The organism is Fontisphaera persica, from assembly GCF_024832785.1.
Lineage (GTDB): Bacteria > Verrucomicrobiota > Verrucomicrobiia > Limisphaerales > Fontisphaeraceae > Fontisphaera > Fontisphaera persica.
The window spans coordinates 3,356,921-3,377,203 of the sequence record NZ_CP116615.1 but is presented as its reverse complement, the minus strand read 5'-3'; the positions used below and the strand labels follow the sequence as shown (position 1 = coordinate 3,377,203).

14 protein-coding genes are annotated in these 20,283 nt (G+C 61.9%); 6 read left to right on the top strand and 8 right to left on the bottom strand.

The genetic code is table 11. The annotated features are described in order from the left end of the window. Window positions 1-20: 20 nt before the first annotated feature. Both NXS98_RS12630 and NXS98_RS12625 read right to left on the bottom strand, forming a co-directional pair. Window positions 21-1,661 carry a hypothetical protein gene (locus NXS98_RS12630; RefSeq protein ID WP_283845368.1) on the bottom strand — a complete coding sequence of 547 codons (1,641 nt, stop codon included), beginning with the start codon at window positions 1,659-1,661 and terminating at the stop codon, window positions 21-23. 15 nt (window positions 1,662-1,676) lie between these two features. Beyond that, window positions 1,677-2,996, bottom strand: coding sequence for a Gfo/Idh/MocA family protein (locus NXS98_RS12625; protein ID WP_283845367.1), 1,320 nt, complete (start codon window positions 2,994-2,996; stop codon window positions 1,677-1,679). 134 nt (window positions 2,997-3,130) lie between these two features. Between NXS98_RS12625 and NXS98_RS12620 the strand changes: the two genes are divergently transcribed. The 3 genes from NXS98_RS12620 (at window position 3,131) to NXS98_RS12610 (ending at window position 7,052) form a co-directional block, all read left to right on the top strand. Continuing rightward, window positions 3,131-4,366, top strand: a complete 1,236-nt coding sequence (locus NXS98_RS12620; protein ID WP_283845366.1) for a DEAD/DEAH box helicase — start codon at window positions 3,131-3,133, stop codon at window positions 4,364-4,366. Between the two features lie 262 nt (window positions 4,367-4,628). Further along, entirely contained in the window at window positions 4,629-6,107 is a 1,479-nt protein-coding gene (locus tag NXS98_RS12615; RefSeq protein WP_283845365.1) for an MFS transporter, read from the top strand. 108 nt (window positions 6,108-6,215) lie between these two features. Further along, window positions 6,216-7,052: an ABC transporter permease gene (locus NXS98_RS12610; RefSeq protein WP_283845364.1), complete on the top strand. Its 837-nt coding sequence runs from the start codon at window positions 6,216-6,218 to the stop codon at window positions 7,050-7,052. A 16-nt stretch (window positions 7,053-7,068) separates the two neighbouring features. Here the strand turns inward: NXS98_RS12610 and NXS98_RS12605 are convergent, their stop codons facing one another. Both NXS98_RS12605 and NXS98_RS12600 read right to left on the bottom strand, forming a co-directional pair. Beyond that, complete coding sequence (locus NXS98_RS12605; protein ID WP_283845363.1) at window positions 7,069-7,851, bottom strand: MBL fold metallo-hydrolase; 783 nt, start codon at window positions 7,849-7,851, stop codon at window positions 7,069-7,071. A 41-nt stretch (window positions 7,852-7,892) separates the two neighbouring features. Next, window positions 7,893-9,263 (bottom strand): dihydroorotase, encoded by a 1,371-nt coding sequence (locus NXS98_RS12600; RefSeq protein WP_283845362.1) that lies wholly within the window; start codon window positions 9,261-9,263, stop codon window positions 7,893-7,895. Window positions 9,264-9,549: 286 nt separating this feature from the next. Between NXS98_RS12600 and cysK the strand changes: the two genes are divergently transcribed. After that, a complete protein-coding gene (gene cysK, locus NXS98_RS12595; protein ID WP_283845361.1) occupies window positions 9,550-10,533 on the top strand; it encodes a cysteine synthase A in 984 nt (327 codons plus the stop codon). A gap of 211 nt (window positions 10,534-10,744) precedes the next feature. Further along, entirely contained in the window at window positions 10,745-11,959 is a 1,215-nt protein-coding gene (locus tag NXS98_RS12590) for an aspartate kinase (RefSeq protein ID WP_283845360.1), read from the top strand. A 23-nt stretch (window positions 11,960-11,982) separates the two neighbouring features. Here the strand turns inward: NXS98_RS12590 and pap are convergent, their stop codons facing one another. From pap to NXS98_RS12575, 3 genes are all read right to left on the bottom strand, one after another. Then, entirely contained in the window at window positions 11,983-13,461 is a 1,479-nt protein-coding gene (gene pap, locus NXS98_RS12585) for a polyphosphate:AMP phosphotransferase (RefSeq protein ID WP_283845359.1), read from the bottom strand. 114 nt (window positions 13,462-13,575) lie between these two features. Further along, window positions 13,576-14,067 carry an LTA synthase family protein gene (locus tag NXS98_RS12580; RefSeq protein WP_283845358.1) on the bottom strand — a complete coding sequence of 164 codons (492 nt, stop codon included), beginning with the start codon at window positions 14,065-14,067 and terminating at the stop codon, window positions 13,576-13,578. A gap of 282 nt (window positions 14,068-14,349) precedes the next feature. Next, window positions 14,350-15,405, bottom strand: a complete 1,056-nt coding sequence (locus NXS98_RS12575; protein WP_283845357.1) for a Gfo/Idh/MocA family protein — start codon at window positions 15,403-15,405, stop codon at window positions 14,350-14,352. A gap of 379 nt (window positions 15,406-15,784) precedes the next feature. Here NXS98_RS12575 and NXS98_RS12570 point away from each other — a divergent pair, with 379 nt between their 5' ends. Continuing rightward, entirely contained in the window at window positions 15,785-17,587 is a 1,803-nt protein-coding gene (locus NXS98_RS12570) for an L-fucose isomerase (protein ID WP_283845356.1), read from the top strand. Window positions 17,588-17,656: 69 nt separating this feature from the next. On the opposite strand, the gene NXS98_RS12565 is transcribed toward NXS98_RS12570, so the two are convergent. Beyond that, window positions 17,657-20,254, bottom strand: a complete 2,598-nt coding sequence (locus NXS98_RS12565) for a DEAD/DEAH box helicase (protein ID WP_283845355.1) — start codon at window positions 20,252-20,254, stop codon at window positions 17,657-17,659. Window positions 20,255-20,283 lie beyond the last annotated feature (29 nt).

Genomic DNA, 20,283 nt, shown 5'->3' with positions numbered 1-20,283 from the left:
TGGCAGCACGCGGCAGCGCCCTACCGGCTGGCCTGATGGGTCACAATGGGCACATACCCCGCTTCCAGTCCCGGCGGCGGCGTCACCAGCAGGCCGGGGTCAAGCCGGACGAGTTTGCCATGAGCGGGCGGCGGCATGTATTCCCGGTGAATCGTCCAATGGAGATGAATCTTTTCGACGAAAGCCTGCAACTTCGCCTTTTTTTCGTCGCTCCAGGAATATTGTTGAAAAGACGGTTGGTCCACGAAACGGTACCAGTAATAAGTGACCACGGAACCATCGCGCAAGTGGGCCGTGAAGGGGCCCCGCTGCGGGCCGGGTTTGGTCCAGGCTCCTTTATTGGGGGAGGTGTAGGGTGGCCCCGGCTGGGCCAGTTTAAAGGCGGCTTTGGCCAGTTGGGTTTCAGCGGGGACGTCCGCCGGTGCGATGACCTGGCGTTCCTCACCCACTGGTTTGAAGTATTGCGGGAATTGCCCCGCGGCATAAGGCGTGTTGGTGGCCCATTCCAATCCCCAGATGTTGCCGGGAAAAATGCGGGGTTGGAGGACGGTCTCCACGCCTTTGATGGTTTTGCCGGCCTGCGTGTAACGGGGGTTGCGGGTATTCAGCTTGGGCTTCCACGAGTGTTGTTCGTCAAAGCGCCCTGGGCAGACGGGTCCGCCATCACGCCAGCGTTTGAAAGGCTCGTACAAGGCGGCTTTCGAGTAATAGGTGACTTCCTGCACCAAGAGGGCGCGGCCCTGGGCGTCCACGGGAAACTGAAGTTTGGGGATTTTGCAGTAGAGGTTGCCCTGTGCGTCCTGGCTTTCGAGGCGGGGCACGGTGTTGATTTCCATGGCCCCGCCGCCCATGATGCCCGGGCGAGCGTCCAGTCCGCGCCCGTAAAGGAAGGGATAGTTGAAGAGCTTGCCAATTTTACTCCAGGTTTCCGGGATGTAATAAGCGATGGGGCCCTTGAAGTTTTCGGCATTCAGAAAACAGGTCCAGCTTTGGTCACCGGTGGGCGGGTCACCAGTGGTGGGGTCGGTGAAGGGCAGGGCCATCCAGGTGTAGCCCAAAAATTCACCGTTCGGGTTGCCGTCAAAAGGCAGGGCGTCAGGCGGAATAAGCAGCCGATTGCTGAGCTGGGCGATGCCCAGGCGGTCATCCGGCAGGGCTTCGTTGCTGTAGAAAAAAGACCAGCCGGGCGAGCCGATTTCGTAATCGTAACATTGCGGGGTGGCGTTGAGACTGAACTTGGGCGGGCCGTAGCGCCAATGATTGCGCGCCCAGTAGCCCACGCCGCCTTCGAGGGTTTGGAAAACGCTGCTCCAGGTGGGACCGCGTTCTTTCCATTGCCGGGCCAGGGTGCCTTCGGGCGCGAGCGGGCGGTCTTTGTTGTCCGAGTTGTCCGGCATCACCCAGGAGCTGGGCAGGCCGATTTGGAAATTCGCCAGAGGCTGGTCAATCAGGGGCCACACGGCCACATAAAAACCCATGCCAGCCGTGAACTGGCCCTCGGCGGGGGGGCGGTCATGCGAAAAACCGATGTAGCCGTGCAATCCCTCGGAGAGGGCTTTGACCTGGCCGGGAGTGGCGGGCGATGACTGCACCTGCGCTTGGGCCAGCGTGCTGGCGCAAAGCAGGGCGAGAACCGCGGGCGAGGCAAGGCTGATTTTCATAGGCTCAGGGACAGCTTAAACAATGATTTCGCGCACCGGGTCCCAGCGCACCATGCGCCGCTCTTGCGCGGAGACCAGGGACATCAGGCTGGTGGCGGCCTCGATGAAGGCTTCGTCCGTCGAGCACTTGGGCACGCCGCGCGTGCGGATGCACTGGACCCAGTCCTGCAGGTGATTGGGCTGGGCGGGCGTCTTGCCGCGCTCATAACCTGCGGGCAGGTCGCTGCGCCGGTTGTGGCGGGCGCGGATGATTTCAAAGGTGGTGACATCGTGGGCGATGCCATCGAAGCGCAGGGTGGCGTCCCGGCCGCAGATTTCCACCGGCTGGCTGGCGGTGGAGACCATGCTGCCGGTGAAGGTGACGGTGCGTCCCAGTTTTTCAAACTGATAGGTGGCCACCCACGTGTCCGGCACTTCGCGGTCGTCGTGCAACAAGGCATTCAGGCCGGCGCAATAGCAGGTGTCTGGTATGCCATGCCCCAGGAGGTATTGAACAAAGTCCATTTCATGGGACAACAGGTCGCCGGCATAGCCAGTGCCATAAGCGTAATAACAACGCCAATGCCAGAAATGCCGTTCATTCCAGGGGATTTTGGGGGCAGGGCCGAGCCATAAATCCCACTGCACCTCCTTTTGCACCAGGGCCGGGTCGGGGCGGTCCCATTTTTCGTAATAGCCATACCAGCGCCAGTTGGGATGGGCGGGGTCCGAGGCTTTGAAGCGCCCGGTGCGCACGAGGGTCACCGGCCCCAACAGGCCTTGCGCGATGAGCTCCCTGGCCTGGAGGGCGCAGGTGGCCTGGCGCGCCTGGTGGCCAAGCTGGAAGACCACCCGGCTTTGCTTCAGGGCCTGGCGCATTAATTTCGCCTCGTCCAGCGTGCGGGAAAACCCTTTCTCCAGGTAGATGTCCTTGCCGGCTTTGACAGCATCCAACACCATCTGGCAATGCCAGTGGTCGGGGGTGGCAATCACCACGGCGTCCACCTGTTTATCCGCCAGCAGCTCACGGTAATCCACATAGGCCTTGGCCTGCGGGTTGTTGCAGCGCTCCAGACCCTTCTGGCGGTGGGGGCCGTACACGTCGCAAATGGCGGTGACCTGCACGCCGGGCAGTTGAGCCACCACGTTTAAGAGGTCGCCGCCGCGCGTGCCCACACCGATGCACCCCACGCGCACAGTCGGCGCGGCGGCAGGAGCGGCCAGGACGGACGGACAGGAAACGGCGGCGGCCGCCAGGGTGGTGGCTTGCAGAAAACGGCGGCGATTCAAGGGGCGGGTCTGGTTCATGGCAAGGGAGCCGTGGGGCGAGCAGTGCAAGGTCGAGTCGTTTGTCATAGTATTCCGGCAAGTGGTGACAACAGAACTATAGGCGCAAGAAGAATGCCGGCACAACGCAAATTGTGACGCCCTGCCGGGCGGCCCGCTAATTCCTGCTTTGCTCCCGTGACGTCCGGGTGTAACCTTGGGACATGGGTTTCAAGCAGTTTGGACTTTCCCCTGCCCTCAACCAGGGGGTGCAGGCCATGGGGTACACCGATCCGACGCCGATTCAACTCCGCGCCATCCCGCTCCTCATGGAGGGCAAGGATGTCATCGGCAGCGCGCAGACGGGCACAGGCAAAACCGCCGCTTTTGCCCTGCCGATTCTCCATCACCTGGGCGAACCGGCGGACGGCCCGCGCGCGTTGATTCTGGAACCGACCCGCGAGCTGGCCGCGCAGGTGGAGACGGCTTTCCGGGATTTGGCGCGTTTCACCCGGTTGCGCGTGGCCGTGGTCTATGGCGGCGTGGGTTACGGGGCGCAACTGGCGGCCTTGCGCGCCGGGGTGGATGTGCTGGTGGCCACGCCCGGGCGGCTGCTGGACCACCTGGAGCGCCGCGCCGTACGGCTGGACCGCGTGCAGTTTCTGGTGCTGGACGAGGCGGACCGGATGCTGGACATGGGGTTTTTGCCGGATGTCCGGCGCATTGTGGAACGTTGTCCCCGCAAACGCCAGACGGCCCTGTTTTCCGCCACCATTCCGCCGGAAATTGAGACGCTCATCCAATGGGCCATGCGCCAGCCAGTGACGGTGGAGGTGGGCGTCCGGCGCCGGCCGGCGGAGACGGTCAAGCATGTCATCTATCCGGTCAGCGATTACCAAAAAACGGATTTGTTGCTGGCCCTGTTGGAGCGGGTCAACTACGATTCGGTCATCATTTTCTGCCGCACCCGGGAGCGGGCCGACCACGTGGCCGCCCTGCTCAAGCGCCATCAACATGCCGTGGCGGTGCTGCATTCCAACCGCACGCAGATGGAGCGCGAGCAGGCCCTGCGCGGTTTCCGCGACGGCCGTTATGAGGTATTGGTGGCCACCGATATTGCCGCCCGCGGGCTGGACATCGCCAATGTCAGCCACGTCATCAATTACGATGTGCCCCAACATCCGGAGGATTACGTGCACCGCATCGGCCGCACCGGCCGCGCCGAGCAGGCGGGGGACGCCTTCACCCTCATGGTGGCGGAGGACATGATGCACGTGCAGGCCATCGAGCGCTTCATCGGCCAGAAGATTCCCCGCGTGCGCTTGGAGGGATTTGAATACAAGTACACCGCCCTGTTTGAGCAGGACAAGCCGGGAGCCTCGACGGCCCCGGTCAAAGTGCGCGGCGCGCGCGTGAGCGGAGGATACTACTTTGGCCCTGTCCGCCGCCGGCGGCGGTGAGGCCCTGCTACTTGGGGCGCGGGGACTTCTTGGGTGGGATGACCGAAGGCTGCCTTGGGGGGAAAGTTCAAGGAAAAGAGCCATGCCGGTCATTGGGTCGCTGCCGCACTTCCAGATTTCCTTGGCCGCGTTGGCGGCATTCTTTGGGCCTTTTTCTGTCGTCCCGGCTTGACCCGCCCAAGGAGATTTGGACAATGCCGGGCATCAGCAGACCAGCCCGGCGGGGCATGGGGCTGGTTTGTTGGGCAAAGCCATCATTGATATGCACGCAAACACGACATCCGACGGGCCACGCAGTGGCGGCACTTTTGACGGCGTCACCCCCTATCACTGGCTGCTGGTCATCATTGCCTCCTGCGGCTGGTTGTTTGACTGCATGGACCAGCGCCTGTTCATCCTGGCCCGCCAGCCGGCGCTCACCGAGCTGGCCGCGCACGAATACACCCAAAAGCGGTATTGCAGCGCCTGCGGTGTGCCCATCAAAGACAAGGCGCGCAGCGAGATTTGCGCTGATTGCCAGAAAACCGGCCGCACTTCCCCCCCGGCCGGCCAGCCCGCGACACCCGCCCCGGAAAAACTCAAAGAGGTCAAGGCTCGGGACGCGAAAAACTATGGCGGCTGGGCCACCACCTGCATGATTATCGGCTGGGCCACCGGCGGGATTTTCTTCGGGATGATGAGCGACAAATGGGGGCGCGTGAAGACGATGGTGGCCACGCTGCTGGTGTATTCCGGGTTTACGGGACTCTCGGGCCTGGCCCAAACGTGGGAGCAATTCATGGCGTTTCGTTTTCTGGTGGGGCTGGGGGTGGGCGGCATGTTTGGCGCGGCCACCACGCTGGTGGCCGAGAGTGTGCCCACCAATTTCCGTTCGGTGGCGCTTGGCTCCCTGCAGGCCCTGTCCGCCACGGGCAACATCACCGGCTCCCTGATTAGTCTGGCCATTCCTCCCAGCGCGGAAAACTTCTGGGGGCCCTATGCCGGCTGGCGGGTGTTGTTTTTTGTGGGCATCCTGCCGGCGCTGCTGGCCATCCCCATGATTTTCATTTTGAAAGAGCCGGAAGCCTGGAAAAAAGCCAAGGAAGCCGCCAAGCTGGGACACAAAGATAAACAGGTGGGTTCACCCGTGGAAATGCTGCAGCATCCGCGCTGGCGGCGTCATGCCTTGATTGGCCTGCTGTTGGGGGTTTCGGGCATGATTGGCTTGTGGGGCATCGGCTTCTTTTCGCCGGAGCTGATTAGCGAGGCGTTGAAGGGGGATTACCCGGCCCGGACAGTGGACACCGTCAAGAGCTGGGGCACCGCGTTGCAGGATGCCGGCGCCTTTGTGGGCATGATGGTCTTCACGGTGCTGGCCTCGCGCTGGGGGCGCAAACCGGCGTTTTTCGTCTCGTTCCTGTCATGCCTGGTGGTGGTCGCGCTGGTGTTCAATTTCCTGCGCAAACCCACCGATGCCTACTGGATGCTGCCGTTGCTGGGATTTGCCACCTTGTCCGTGTTCGCCGGCTATTCCATTTATTTCCCGGAATTGTTCCCCACCCGCCTGCGTGGCACGGGCGTGGGATTCTGCTACAACACCGTGCGCTATCTGGCAGCGCCCGCTCCGGCCCTGTTTGGTTATCTGACCACGTTGATGGAATTCCGCCTGGTCGCCACCCTCATGTGCAGCGTTTTTCTCATTGGCCTGGTGGCCCTGATTTGGGCGCCGGAAACCAAAGGCCAACCGCTGCCGGAGGATTAAGGGAAAAGCCCAAGGTCCTGCACCGCGCCCGGTTGTGGTGGCGGGGCATGGCAAACAGGCCATGGTGCTGGCCGCGTTGCGTCAGATGGTTGGAAACTGCTGCAGAACATGGCTGACGGACTACCCATGCCCAAAGTGACGTGGCTTCAGCGCCTGGCGCGCTATGCCGCCCTGTACGCAGCGATGTGGCGCAACTCGCTCATTCGCGAGATGGGCTTCAAGACCAACTTCCTGTTGTGGATTGTCGTGGAGCTGCTTTGGTTTGCCCTGCAAATCACTTTTTTTCTGGTGCTTTACACGCACACCGAGGCCATCGGCACGTGGACCCGCTGGCAGGTGGTGATGCTGGTGGGCGCCAGTCATTTCATCCAGCAAGTTTTCACGGCGTTGTTTCTCAACAACTGCGTCCAGCTTTCCGAGCACGTCCGCACCGGGCGCCTGGATTTCCTGTTGCTGCTGCCGGTGAACACGCGCTTTGTGGTTTCCCTGCGGCACGTGGACCTGGGCAGTTTCGTCAACGCCGCCACCGCCGTGGTGGTGATGGGGTATGCGGCCCGCCAACTGGGCCTCAGCCCCACGGTAGCCGAGCTGGCAGGTTTTGGCGTGCTGCTGGTGGCGGGCATCCTGATTCATTACTCATTGATGTACATGCTGGCCTGCATCAGTTTCTGGACGGTCCGCGCCCAGGGCATTGTCTGGAGTTATTACAACTTGTTCAACCTTGCCCGGTTTCCTGACGAGGCTTTTCGCGGCCTTTTCAAGGTGGCCTTCACCTACGCCCTGCCGGTGCTGTTGGTGGTCAACGTGCCAGTGAAGATGCTGGTGGACAAATTGCGTTCCCCGTGGGAGCTGCTGCTGCTTCTGGGCATGAGCCTGCTGCTGCTGTGGATTTCGGAAAAATTCTGGCGGCTTTCGCTGCGCCATTACACCAGCGCCAGCGCGTGAGGCGGCGCGCCCAACCTTAAAAAATCAGCTCGGGTGTGGGCGTGTCCTGGGAAGCGGTGGCCAGTTGAATATGCCTGGCGCCCAGCAATTCAAGGCGCTGCGCCACCGCGGCATGCGCCAGCTCCGGCCGGTTGCAATCACGGCTCAGGTGTCCCAGAAAAACGTGTTTCAGGTTTTCCCCCGCCAGCGCCTCCACCATGGCCGCCGCCGCCTCGTTGGAGAGATGGCCATGCCGGCTGAGGATGCGCTGTTTGGTGGCCCACGGCCGGCGCGTATCCTCCTGCAACAGCCGCACATCGTGGTTGGCCTCAACCAAAAGGACGTTGGCTGGCCGCATCCGCTCCAGCGCCAGGCGGGTGACGTGCCCCAAATCGGTGAGCACGCCCACATTGCCGGAAGAGGTGCGCACCAGGAAACCCACCGGGTCCTGGGCATCGTGCGGCACACTGAACGATTCCACCTCCACGTCGCCCACGCTGAAGGCGGCGCCCGTCTCAAACAGCCGGCAGGCCAGCCGGAGGCCGGTTTGTGCTTCAATGGCTTCGCGGGTGAAACGGTTGCAGTAAATGGGAATGTCATGGCGGGCCGCGAGCACTTTCAAACCCTCCGTGTGGTCGCTGTGCTCGTGGGTAATCAGGATGCCGGTCAGGGACTCCACCACCCGCCCCAGGGCGGCCAGGCGCAGCCGGATTTGCCGCGCGCTCAGGCCGGCATCAATCAGCAGGCGCGTGTTGCCGGCTTCGAGATACGCGCAATTCCCGGCCGAGCCACTGCCTAAAATGGTCCAACGTACCGCCACGGGCCAACCTTAAAAGGGGCGCGCCAAAGCGCAACGCTTTTTCAACCAGGCGCCTGCCATACCACCTGCCCACCCACAATCGTCATCACTGCCCGTCCCTGCAGCCGCCAGCCGTGGAAGGGCGTGTTGCGGGATTTGCTGGCAGATTCCTCGCGGCGAAACACCCAGGAGCGGTCCGGGTCAATCACGGTCACGTCCCCATCCATGCCCACCGCCAGGCTGCCCTTGGTGGAGAGGCGCAGTAAACGGGCCGGATTCGCCGTGAACTTGGCCAGCAAATCCGGCAAGCGCAGGCGGCCGGTGTGATAAAGCTGCATGAGTGAAAGTGGCAGCTCGGTTTCCAGGCCGGTTACGCCGAAGGGAGCGAAGTCAAACTCCACTTCCTTCTCAAAGTCGCAGTGGGGGGCGTGATCACTGCCGATGATTTCCAGCGTGCCGTCCGCCAGTCCTTCCAGAATCGCCTCGCGGTCCGCCGCGGTGCGCAAGGGCGGGTTCATTTTGAAGTGGGTGTCGTATCGCGGCCACACCGGCAACTGCGCGCCCTGGGTGGCGGCCAGCGGCTGGCCGTCCTCCGCCCAAAAACATTCACTGCCCGCCACCGCGGCGTCGGTGAGCGTGAAATGATGCGGGCAGGCCTCGCCCGAAATGGGCACGCCGCGGCGGCGCGCCTCACGCAGGAGCCGCACACTGCCCGCCGAGCTGATGTGCTGGCAATGGACGGCCGCGCCGGTGAGTTCCGCCAGCAAAATGTTGCGTTGCACAATAAGTTCCTCGCCGGCCGCCGGCCAGCCGCGCAGGCCGAGCACCAGGTTCCAATACCCCTCGTGCATCACCCCATCGGTCACCAGCGAGTAATCCTGGCAATGGTCCAGCACCGGCAAATCAAACATGCGCGCATATTCCAACGCCCGGCGCATCAGCTCGTTGTTTTGCACGCAATGCCCGTCGTCGGTAATGGCCACCACTCCGGCTTGTTTCAGCGAACCAATGGGCGCCAGCTCCTCGCCGGCGATGTTCTTGGAAATCGCGCCGGCCACCAGCACGTTCACCACGGCCTCGCGCGCTGATTTCTCATGCACCAGGGCCACCGCGCTGGCGCTGTCAATGGCCGGGTTGGTGTTGGGCATGCAAACCACGGTGGTGAAGCCGCCGGCGGCCGCTGCGCGCGTGCCCGTGGCAATGGTTTCCTTGGCAGACTGCCCCGGCTCGCGCAAATGCACGTGCACATCAATCAAACCAGGACTCACCACCAGCCCCCGCACGTCCAGCCGTGGTGTGTTCGCCGGCGCCTGCAGCGAGCCAGGCGCGCCCCAGGCGGCCACGCGGCCTTCCAGAATGAGCAAGTCAGCCGTCTCATCCACCTTTTGCGCGGGGTCCACCAATCGTCCGCCGGCGAGCAGCAAAGAATTCATGAGGATGCAGGATAACCATGGAAGCCACCGCTTAGCAAGCCCACCGTTGCGGCGGGGCCCACGCCCTGCCTTCCCTGCGGGACGCTCAGCCTTCAGGAAGCCATTATGGCGCGCCCCTGGCCGGAGCCGTGAACTCCGGCAGCCCTGCTTTTTCGCCAGTCCGAGGACCATTTTCCCCTGTGGCGGTCGCGACGCGGAAAAACCGACCAGGGAACAAATAAAGACTTGCTTGGTCGTTATTTTGCGCCACTATTTTGCAGGTATAACTGCTAACCATCTTTTTTTTATGGGTCGTATTTACAACAACATCATTGAAACGGTGGGGCGAACTCCGTTGGTGCGCCTGAACAAAGTGACCGCGGGATTGGACGCGACGATTTTGTTGAAGTGTGAATTTTTTAATCCCCTGGGCAGCGTCAAGGACCGCATTGGGGTCTCCATGATTGAAGATGCGGAAAAGAAGGGGTTGATTACCAAGGAGACCACCATCATTGAACCCACCAGCGGCAACACGGGCATCGCGCTGGCTTTTGTGTGCGCCGCCAAGGGATACAAGCTGATTTTGACCATGCCGGAGACGATGTCATTGGAGCGGCGCACGTTGCTGGCAATGCTGGGGGCCAAGCTGGTGCTCACGCCCGGCGCCGAAGGCATGCGCGGCGCCATCAACCGCGCCGAGCAACTGGCCAAGGAAATCCCCAATTCCTGGATTCCCATGCAGTTTGAAAACGAAGCCAATCCGGAGGTGCATCGCCGTACCACGGCGCGGGAAATCTGGGAAGATACCGATGGGAAGGTGGATATTCTGGTGGCCGCCGTGGGCACAGGCGGGACCATTACCGGCTGCGTGGAAGTCATCAAACCGTTAAAACCAAGTTTTGTGGCCATTGCCGTGGAACCCAAAGATTCGCCGGTCATTTCCCAGACCCTGGCCGGCCAGCCGGTCAAGCCGGGGGCGCACAAGATTCAGGGAACGGGCGCGGGATTTGTGCCCAAGAACCTGCATTTGAAGGACAGTCAGGGGCGTCCGCAGATTACCGAGTGCATCACCGTCAGCAATGAGGACGCTTTTGCCATGGCCCGGCGCCTGGCCAAAGAAGAAGGTTTGCTGGTGGGCATTTCCACGGGCGCCAATGTCTGGGCGGCCATTGAGGTGGCCAAGCGCCCGGAAAACAAGGGCAAGATGATTGTCACCATCGCTTGCTCCACCGGCGAACGGTATCTCAGCACCGCGCTGGCCGAAGAGGCCCGCCGCGACGTGGGTTCCTGAGCGGCAAGCAGGCATAAATAATCAATGGTCGTCAGGGACGGCGTCGCCGCCGTCCTTCTTTTTTCGCCCTGGCCGCCGTTTCTGAAGGCCCGTGAGGGTCCATTTTCAAAGAGGAGGTTCGGCACCCCACCCCCCCCGATGTGCCCAGGCCGAAAAAAGGCCATTGCCAGAAAATCGGATTTCTATATTATCCCGCCCGTTTAACTTTAACATGGCGCTAATCGTTCAAAAATACGGTGGCACCTCGGTGGGCAACACGGAACGCATCAAGAATGTGGCCCGCCGGGTGGCGGAATATCATGCCCGGGGTGACAAACTGGTGGTGGTGGTCTCCGCGATGAGCGGCGTGACCGACAGCCTCATCAAACTGGCCAAGGAAATCATGCCCCTGCCCAGCGAGCGCGAGATGGATGTGCTGCTGGCCACGGGCGAGCAAACCACCATTGCGCTGACCGCCATGGCCCTGCATGCGCTGGGCGTCAAAGCCGTCTCGCTGACCGGCGCACAGGCGGGCATTGTGACCGACGGCCTGCACACCAAGGCCAAAATCATGAACATCACCCCTAAAAAGGTGCATGCGCTGCTAAACGAGGGCCATGTGGTCATTGTGGCCGGTTTCCAGGGCGAAACGCCGGACGGCCAGATTACCACCCTGGGCCGCGGCGGCTCCGATTTGACAGCGATTGCGCTCGCCGCCGCCCTCAAGGCCGACCTTTGCCAGATTTACACTGATGTGGACGGGGTGTACACCTGCGACCCCCGCATTGTCCCCGAGGCGCGCAAGCTCACCGAGATTGCCTATGACGAATTGATGGAGCTGGCCGGCGCCGGCGCCAAGGTCATGCAACTGCGCTCGGTGGAATTTGCCAAAAAATTTGGTGTGGTGTTTGAAGTCCGCTCCAGCATGAACGACAACCCCGGAACGATTGTGAAAGAGGAAACCAAAAGCATGGAAGGCGTCGTCATTCGCGGCGTCGCGCTCGACAAAAACCAGGCCAAAATCACCGTGGTGGGTGTGCCGGACCGGCCGGGCATGGCGGCGCGGCTGTTCAAGGCGCTGGCCGAGGCCGCCATCAACGTGGACATGATTGTGCAAAACATCAGCCACGGCACCCAGACCACCGACTTGTCCTTCACGGTGGACAAGGCCGAACTGCTGAAGGCCCGCAAGGTGATTGATGGTTTGAAAAACGAGGTGGGCTTCAAGGACGTGCTGGCCGACGAAAAAATTGGCAAGCTCTCCATCGTGGGCGTGGGCATGCGCAGCCATTCCGGCGTGGCCGCCCGGATGTTTGACACGCTGGCGCGCGAGGGCGTGAACATCGCCATGATTTCCACCAGCGAAATTAAAATTTCGGTGGTGATTGACCTGGATTGCGCCGAGCGCGCCACCCGGGCCGTGCACGCGGCCTTCCTGGGCGCCTAAGCTCGCGCGGCGGCGCAGCCGGTTCAGAGCGCTTTTTCCAGGGCCTTGCAGAAGGTCTTGAGCACCTGCACCCGGGCGTAGTGTTTGTCGTTGCCGGGGATGATGGTCCACGGCGCCACATCCGTGCTGGTGCGGGTAATCATGTCATGCACCGCCAGCAGGTAGGCGTTCCATTTCTCGCGGTTGCGCCAGTCTTCCTCGGTAATTTTATGGCGCTTGTACTCGACCTGCTCCCGCTCCTTGAAGCGGCGCAGTTGCTCGTCGGGCGAAATGTGCAGCCAGAACTTGAGCAGAACGATGCCGCGCTCGACCAGTTGCGCCTCAAATTCATTGATTTCCAGGTACGCGCGCGACCACTCCTCCGGCGTGGCAAACCCCTCCACCCGCTCCACCAGCACCCGCCCGTACCATGAGCGGTCAAAAATCGTGACCCGGCCCGCCGGCGGAATGTGCCGCCAGAACCGCCACAAATAATGGTGGGCGCGCTCTTCATCGGTCGGCGCGGCAATGGAAATGACCCGGGTCAGTTTGGCGTCCGCCGCGCTGGTCACCCGCCGGATGGCCCCGCCCTTGCCGGCGGCGTCCCATCCCTCAAACACCGCCACGGTGGAAACTTTTTTCCGGTGCGCCTCCCAGGTCAGCAGGTTGAGCTGCGACTGGTGCGCTTTGAGGCGGGCCTTGTATTCCTTGTCGCTGATTTTCCGGCTCAAATCCACGCGGTCCAACACGGTGGGGGTGTCCAACTTTTTGGGCACGGGCGGCGCGCCCTTGGGCCGTGGCGGCGCCTGCCGCAGGGCGTCCAGTTTCTGGCGCATGGCTTCCAGCAGCAAGCGGCCAGCCTCCAGCTTCTGGTGATGCGCATCGGCGCTGTCAATGAGATGCCACGGCGCATTGGCGGTGTCGGTGAGGCGGATGGCCTGCTCGCTGGCGCGGGCAAAATCGTCATACATTTTGTGGAATTTCCAATCCTGCGGTGTGACACGCCAGCGGGTGGCGGGATCGCTTTCCAATTTTTTGAGGCGTTTGCGCTGGTCTTTCTTGGAGAGATGAAACCAGAGTTTGACGATGAGCGCGCCGTCCTCGGCCAGCATGCGCTCAAAGTTGGCAATGCGCTGCAGGGCGCGGTCATAGGCGGCGCTTTTGAGCTTGCCGGTGACGCGCTGCACAATGGGGTCGGTGTACCAGGAGCCAAAAAAGATGCCAATCCGGCCCCGCGCCGGCAGGGTGCGCCAGAACCGCCAGTACTCCGGGCGCGCCAGCTCTTCATCGGACGGAGCCCAGAAGACGTTGGTTTCCACGCCGCGGGGGTCCAGCCATTCGGTCAGGGCGTTGACCACGGCAGCCTTGCCGGCGCCTTCCACGCCGGAAACCACCACGATGACCGGCACGGGCGAGCCTTTGAGCGCCTGCTGGGCCGCCAACAATTCGGAGCGCAGTTGGGGCAGCCGTTGGTCGTATTCTTCCTTGGAGACTTTCAAGCCAAGTTCGATGGATTTGAACATACGCGGGCCTGGGTTGGTTCATGCGCACCTTACCAAAAGCCCCTGCCCTTGGCCAGCACGGATTTGGGGGGCCTCTCACGCCCCCATTCCTGCCGGAATCCCCTGGCCGGTCCTTTAATGCAAGGCCGGCGGCGCAGCCATCGCGGTGGCCAGCCTGCCCACCCCATGCCAGACCACGCGGGCCAGCACCAAACCACCGGCCAGGCTCAGCAGCACAATTAAAACCACCGGATAACTTTCCCAGATGTTGGTGCCCACTTCTTTGGGATACAACAGGTAGTCCACCGCCACGGTGTTGAAGCGCGACTTGAATTCCTCAAAGAAAAAGTACTCGACAAAAAAGAGGAAAATCATCACCGCCCATCCCAGGCCAAAGACCACCGTGACGCCCAACCGATGCCAGCGGCCCGCCAGCCAGCGGGCCGGGGCCAGGCCAAACCAAAGTAGCCAGGGCAGAGAGACAGCCAGGGCCACCCACAGGTCCAGATGGAAGCCAATCAGGAAACCTTCCACTGCCTGCCCGAGAGAAGGGGCTTCGGGTTTAAACTGGAACCAAAGCACGATTCTGAGCAGGGTGGCGGCGGTCAGGAAGGCCGCAGCGTTCAAGGCAAAATAATGCCAGGGCCTGGTGCCATCCCACCTTCGGAGATTCAACGGTACTTGAAACATGACTAAGCTAATTAGGTCGAAACGCGGACGACAGGCAGGAAGTATAACCTCGTTTCCCCAAACAGCAAATACGCCTCAAGGAATGGACAATAGGCGGCCTGCCCCAAATGGATGCCCTGTTGGCCTCTCTGGCAGTCCTAGTCAGCCGGGCGGGAGGGGGTTGGGGATTGCAACGGCTTGCCGTATTTGAAGGCCCGGTCTTGAAAGGTTGGGGGGGCTTCAGGGCTTGAGCGGCACGGGTTTGCCGCTGGCCGCCGCGACGACAATGCCATCCACAACCCGCTGGACGGCCAGCATTTCTGCTGGGGTGATGAGTGGTTTTTTGTTTTCCAGCACGCACTGGGCAAAATGCTGGCCGCAATCTTCCGGATGCGAGGGTTTGAGGGCATTGAGAAGAATGCACTCCATCCCCAGATTGCCTTGGCGATACAATCGGGCGGGAAACAAGCGCAGGCTGGCCTTGGTGCCGAGGATTTCCACCCCCTGCTCCGGTTCATCGCCCTGGAAATGGCCGCCCCAACTGGTCTCGATATTCAGCCAGCGATTGTTCTTCAAAACCAGGCAGGCCGTGCCCGTATCTTCGACATCAAAAATGCCGGCCACCGGCGCCGGGGCGCGATTCGGCTCCGGTTCATGGTTGGTATGGGGGCCAAACAAAATCTGGCCGGAGGCGTACACCTGCGCCACTTGAAAGTCATTCAGTAAATACAGCAGCAAATCCACCAGCGGCTGGCCCAAATCCACCAAACAGCCGCCCCCGGATTGATTGCGCTGGGCACGCCAGGTGCCTGGCCGCGGCCATTGATGCCGGCGCCACCAGGCCCGGGCATGAAACACCTCCCCCAACTCGCCATGATGCAAACAGGCGCGCGCCAGTTGGGAGGCGCGGTTAAAACGTAATTCCTGCGCCGGCATGAGCAGGCATTTCATGGCCTGGGCGGTCTCCACCAGCCGCGTGGCTTCTTTGGCATTGAGGGCCAGGGGCGTTTCCACCAACACATGCTTCCGGGCTTTCAATGCCGCCAGCGTGATGGGCGCATGCAAGTGATTGGGCGCCGCCACCACCACCGCATCCAAATCCGGCTGCTCCACCGCCTCTTCAAATGAGGCGTAGAGTCGGGGAATCCGGTAACGCTCCTGCAACTCTCGCGCGCGTTGGGGATGCGCGTCGCACAAGGCCACCACAGTGGTGCGCGGGCCGCGTGTCAGCCGGGCTACCCATTCTGCTCCGGCCACGCCAGCACCGATGACCGCACACCGAAGTCGCTCAGCCATAAAATGATGTGTGCCTGCGGAAAAACACCACGCGACTTCCTGAAGCCGCAGGTCACAGAAGGAATCGTGGGTTATATATAACGAAACCTGCGTGAGGTCAACACTTTAAGCAAAGTATATAAGATTGGTTAATATATCATAGAAGCAGTAAAGATTCATTCCCCTTTGCGCCGCTCCTCCGGGGCCATGGCAGGGAGAACCGTATCGCTCCAGTCACTTTTATCCTGAGTCAACGCGAGTCAACTGGGGGAATGCGGATTATTGAGTTGGCAGGGAGCGTGGATTTTGGCAGGCTCGCTCCCAACCAGCCCGGGAACCAGGAACAGACCCAGGATGGCTGAACTTTTCTAACACATTCATACGAAGAAAGCGGCTGATTATGAAAGTAAATCGTCCAGTGTCACGTTTGATTGGCGCCCTGCCCAAGGTGGGCATTCGTCCGGCCATTGATGGCCGGCGCAAGGGCGTGCGCGAGTCGTTGGAAAAAACCACGATGGCCATGGCCCGCTCCGTGGCGCGGCTGATTTCGGAGCGGCTGCGGCACACCTGCGGCAAAAAGGTGGAGTGTGTGGTGGGGGCTACGTGCATTGGCGGCGTGGCGGAGGCGGCCATGGTGGACGAGCAATTCCGGCAGGAAGGGGTGGGGGTGTCACTCACCGTTTCGCCGTGCTGGTGTTATGGCAGCGAAACGATGGACATGGATTTGTTGCGGCCCAAAGCCGTCTGGGGATTCAACGGCACCGAGCGCCCCGGCGCGGTGTATCTGGCGGCGGTGAGCGCCGGGCACACGCAAAAGGGTTTGCCGGTGTTTTCCATTTACGGGCGCAACGTGCAGGACATTGGCGACACGGAAATACCGGGGGAAGTGCAGGAAAAAATCCTGCGTTTCACCAAGGCGGGGCTGGCGCTGGCCACCATGCGCGGGAAGTCCTACCTCTCGCTGGGCGGGGTTTCGATGGGCATCGCCGGCTCGATTGTGAATCAGGATTTCTTTGAGGATTACCTGGGGATGCGGGTGGAGTGCGTGGACATGACGGAATTGATACGGCGCATTGAGGAGCAGATTTATGACGAGCGCGAGTTCAAGCGGGCCCTGGCGTGGGTGAAGCAGAACTGCCGGGAGGGCAAGGACTACAACCGCACGCCGCGGGATGCCGCGCGGAAGGCGTGGGAGTGGGAGTTTGTGGTCAAATGCGCCATGATTGTGCGGGACCTGATGATTGGCAACGAGGCCCTGGCGGCCAAAGGCTTGGTGGAAGAATCCCTGGGCCACAACGCCATCGTGGGCGGTTTTCAGGGCCAGCGCCAGTGGACGGACCATTATCCGAATGGCGACTTTTTGGAAGCCATCCTCAGCTCGTCCTTTGATTGGAATGGCATACGGGAGCCGATTTTGGTGGCCACCGAAAACGACTGCCTCAACGGCGCCTGCATGTTGCTGGGCCATCAATTGACGGATACCGCCCAAATCTTTGCCGATGTGCGCACTTATTGGAGTCCAGAGGCGGTCAAGCGGGTGACGGGCCGCGAATTGACCGGCGCGGCGGCAGGCGGGGTTTTGCATCTTATCAACTCCGGCGCGGCGGCCCTGGATGGCTGTGGCAAGCTGATGAAGGACGGCAAACCGGTCATCAAGCCGTGGTGGGAAATCACGCCGGAAGAGGCGCAGGCCTGTCTGGACGCCACCACCTGGCCGCCCGCCATTTACGAGTATTTCCGCGGGGGCGGCTTCTCCAGCGCGTATGGCACACGGGCCAACATGCCGGCCACCATGTTCCGCATCAACCTGGTCAAGGGGCTGGGGCCGGCGCTGCAAATCGCCGAAGGCCAACTGGTGGATTTGCCCGAGGAGATTTACACGGTGCTGGAGGAGCGCACCAATCCCACCTGGCCCTCGCACTGGTTTGTGCCGCATCTGACCGGCCAGGGGCCCTTCCGCGATGTGTATTCGGTGATGAACGCCTGGGGGGCCAATCACTGCGTCATCAGCTACGGGCACGTGGGCGCGGACCTAATTACGCTGGCCGCCATGTTGCGCATCCCGGTGTACATGCACAACGTGGCCCAGGAGCGCATCTTCCGTCCCTCGGCCTGGACGGCGTTTGGCACGGCGGATGCCGAAGCGGCGGATTTCCGCGCCTGCCGTCACTTTGGGCCGCTTTACGGTAAAACGCGGGGATGAAATTGGCGGACTAAGACCGCCACGCCGGCGGCAGGCCCTGAAGTTTGCGCGCCAGTCAGGCGACCTGCTTCAGGGCTTTTCAGTCTCCGCCGGTTGGGAAGGGCCGCCCACCAGCGGCCCAAGGCGCTCCAGGCGCAGCGCGGGGGCTTCGGCGCGGCGGGAGGCCGGCAAATCCACGGTGAACTCGGCCACCCAGTCATTGAAGCCGTCCGGGTCCACGAGCATTTGCTGCACGCGCCACGCCCGCGGGGCCGCGCCTTTTTCCACATAAGTGTGGCGGCGGTTGCGGGCTTCCGGGTCCAGGCACAGGCGCTGGTGTTCCTGCAAATATTCTTCGTACAAGGCTTTCAGGCGCTCGGGCGTCCACGGCTGGCCGGCGGCATCCTCGCGGTGGAAGAGTTGCTCAATGGCGGCCTCCGGTTCGCCACATTGCCAGTTGCGGAGAAAGTTGAAAATTAACGTGCGGATTTGCCGCAGAAAAGCCTCGGTGTCCCGGGTGATGTCGGCGGCTGGAGCTTCGCCGCCGGGCGGGGCCAGGCCCGGCGCGGCATGGCGGGCGGCGGCGGCGGCCGCCACTGCGGGGTGCAGCATCTTTTCCCATTCTTCCAACAGGCTGGAGTCCACCTGCCGCAGCAGGGTGCGCAAGTACGTTTCCATCTCCCACAACGTTTCGTTTTTGGCCTGGTCCGGCACGGTTTGGGCCAGCACTTTATAGACGTTGTGCAGATGGCGCAGAAGCAGGCCTTCCACCCGCTGCAGCTCGTAGTCCTTGACGTAATCGGCAAAGGAGCGGAATTGCTCGAACATTTCGCGGGCGATGGATTTGGGGCGGATGTTTTCCTGGCCCACCCAGGGGTGTTTGTCGGCAAAGGCATTGAAGGTGCTGTAAATAAACTCGCGCAGCGGCTTGGGATGCTCCAGTTGCTCCAGCTCGGCCATGCGCTCCTCGTAGTTCAGGCCTTGCTGCTTCATTTCGGCGATGCGCTGGGCCTTGAGACGGTCAAGCTGGCGGCGCAGGATTGGGGCGGGGTCCTCCAAGATGCTCTCGATGAGGGTGATGACGTTCAGCGCGTAATCGGGCGCCTGGGGGTCAAGCAGCGGCAGCGTTTCCAGCAGGTAGAGCGAAAGCGTCTGGTCCATGCTGAAATCTTCCTGCAAATCCATCCGCACGCGCAGGTAGGAGCCGTCCTCCGCCTGCGGCGTGAATTCGATGATGCCGCGCTCGACCAGCGCGCGGAAAAGCTGCCAGGCCCGGCGGCGATGCTGGGCTTTGGCTTTGGGCGGCTCGTGGCAATCGCGCACCAGCCGTTGCATGGCGCGGCAACCGTCACCGCGGCGGCTCAGCACTTGCAGGAGCATGCCGTGGGTCACCTGAAACCGGGAAACCAGCTTTTCCGGGGGCGCGGCCATGAGCCGGCGGAAGGTTTGGACGTCCCAGTTCACAAAGTTATGCTCCGGCGGGCGGCGTTTGACGTATTTTTTGCCGTCGCGCCGGGCTTTTTCTTCGAGTTTAAGATTTTCCACCACATGCTCCGGGGCCTGGGCCACGACGTAGCCGCGCTCATCAAAGCCTTTGCGGCCGGCGCGGCCGGCGATTTGATGGAAATCGCGGGCGGAGAGGATGGCGGTTTTCTGGCCGTCGAATTTGCAGAGGCGGGTGAAGAGGACGGTACGGATGGGGACGTTGATGCCGACGCCCAGGGTGTCAGTCCCACAGATGACTTTTAACAGCCCCTGCTGTGCCAGTTGCTCCACCAACACCCGGTACCGCGGCAAAAGCCCCGCGTGATGGATGCCAATCCCCTGCCGCAGGTATTTCTTGATTTCCGGCCCATAAGGGCTGGTGAAGCGGTATCCCTCCAATGCCTGGGCGAGGGCCTGTTTTTCCTCCCGGGTGCAAACATTCAGACTGGTGAAGTTCTGGGCATTATCGGCGGCTTCCGCCTGGGTGAAATGCACCACGTAAATGGGAGCTTTATTCTCGGATAAAAGCCTTTCCACCGTCTGGGCCAGCGGAGTTTCCGCGTAGGCGAAGCTCAAGGGGACCGGGCGATGGTCCGAGCGCACGGTCACCGTGGGCCGTCCATTAAGGCGGGTCAGGGCTTCTTCAAAAAAAGTGGTATCTCCCAAGGTGGCGGACATGAGAAGAAACCGGGTTTGGGGCAGAGTGAGGAGTGGCACCTGCCAGGCCACCCCGCGCTCCGGGTCTGCGTAATAGTGGAATTCGTCCAGCACCGCATCGTCCACCGGGGCTTCCGCACCTTCGCGCAAGGCGATATTGGCCAGGATTTCGGCGGTGCAACAGAGGATGGGGGCGTCACGGTTGACGGTGGCATCGCCGGTGCTCAAGCCCACGTTTTCCGGGCCGAAATCACGGCAAAGCGCCATCCATTTCTCGTTGACCAGCGCCTTGATGGGGCAGGTGTACACCGAGCGGCGTCCCTGGGCCAGCGCAAAGAAATGCAGCGCCGCCGCCACCAGGGATTTGCCGGAGCCGGTGGGGGTATTCAGGATGACGTTCTTGCCTTCGAGCAATTCCAGCAGAGCCTCCTCCTGGGCTGGGTAGAGCTCCAACCCGCGGTCCTGCACATACGCCAGGAAGCGTTCCAGCAAGGAGTCGGGACTGACCGGCTCTGCGGGCAGCCGCTCTATGAGGGTACCAGCCACGGCTTGACTTTACGGAGCCGACGCGCCGG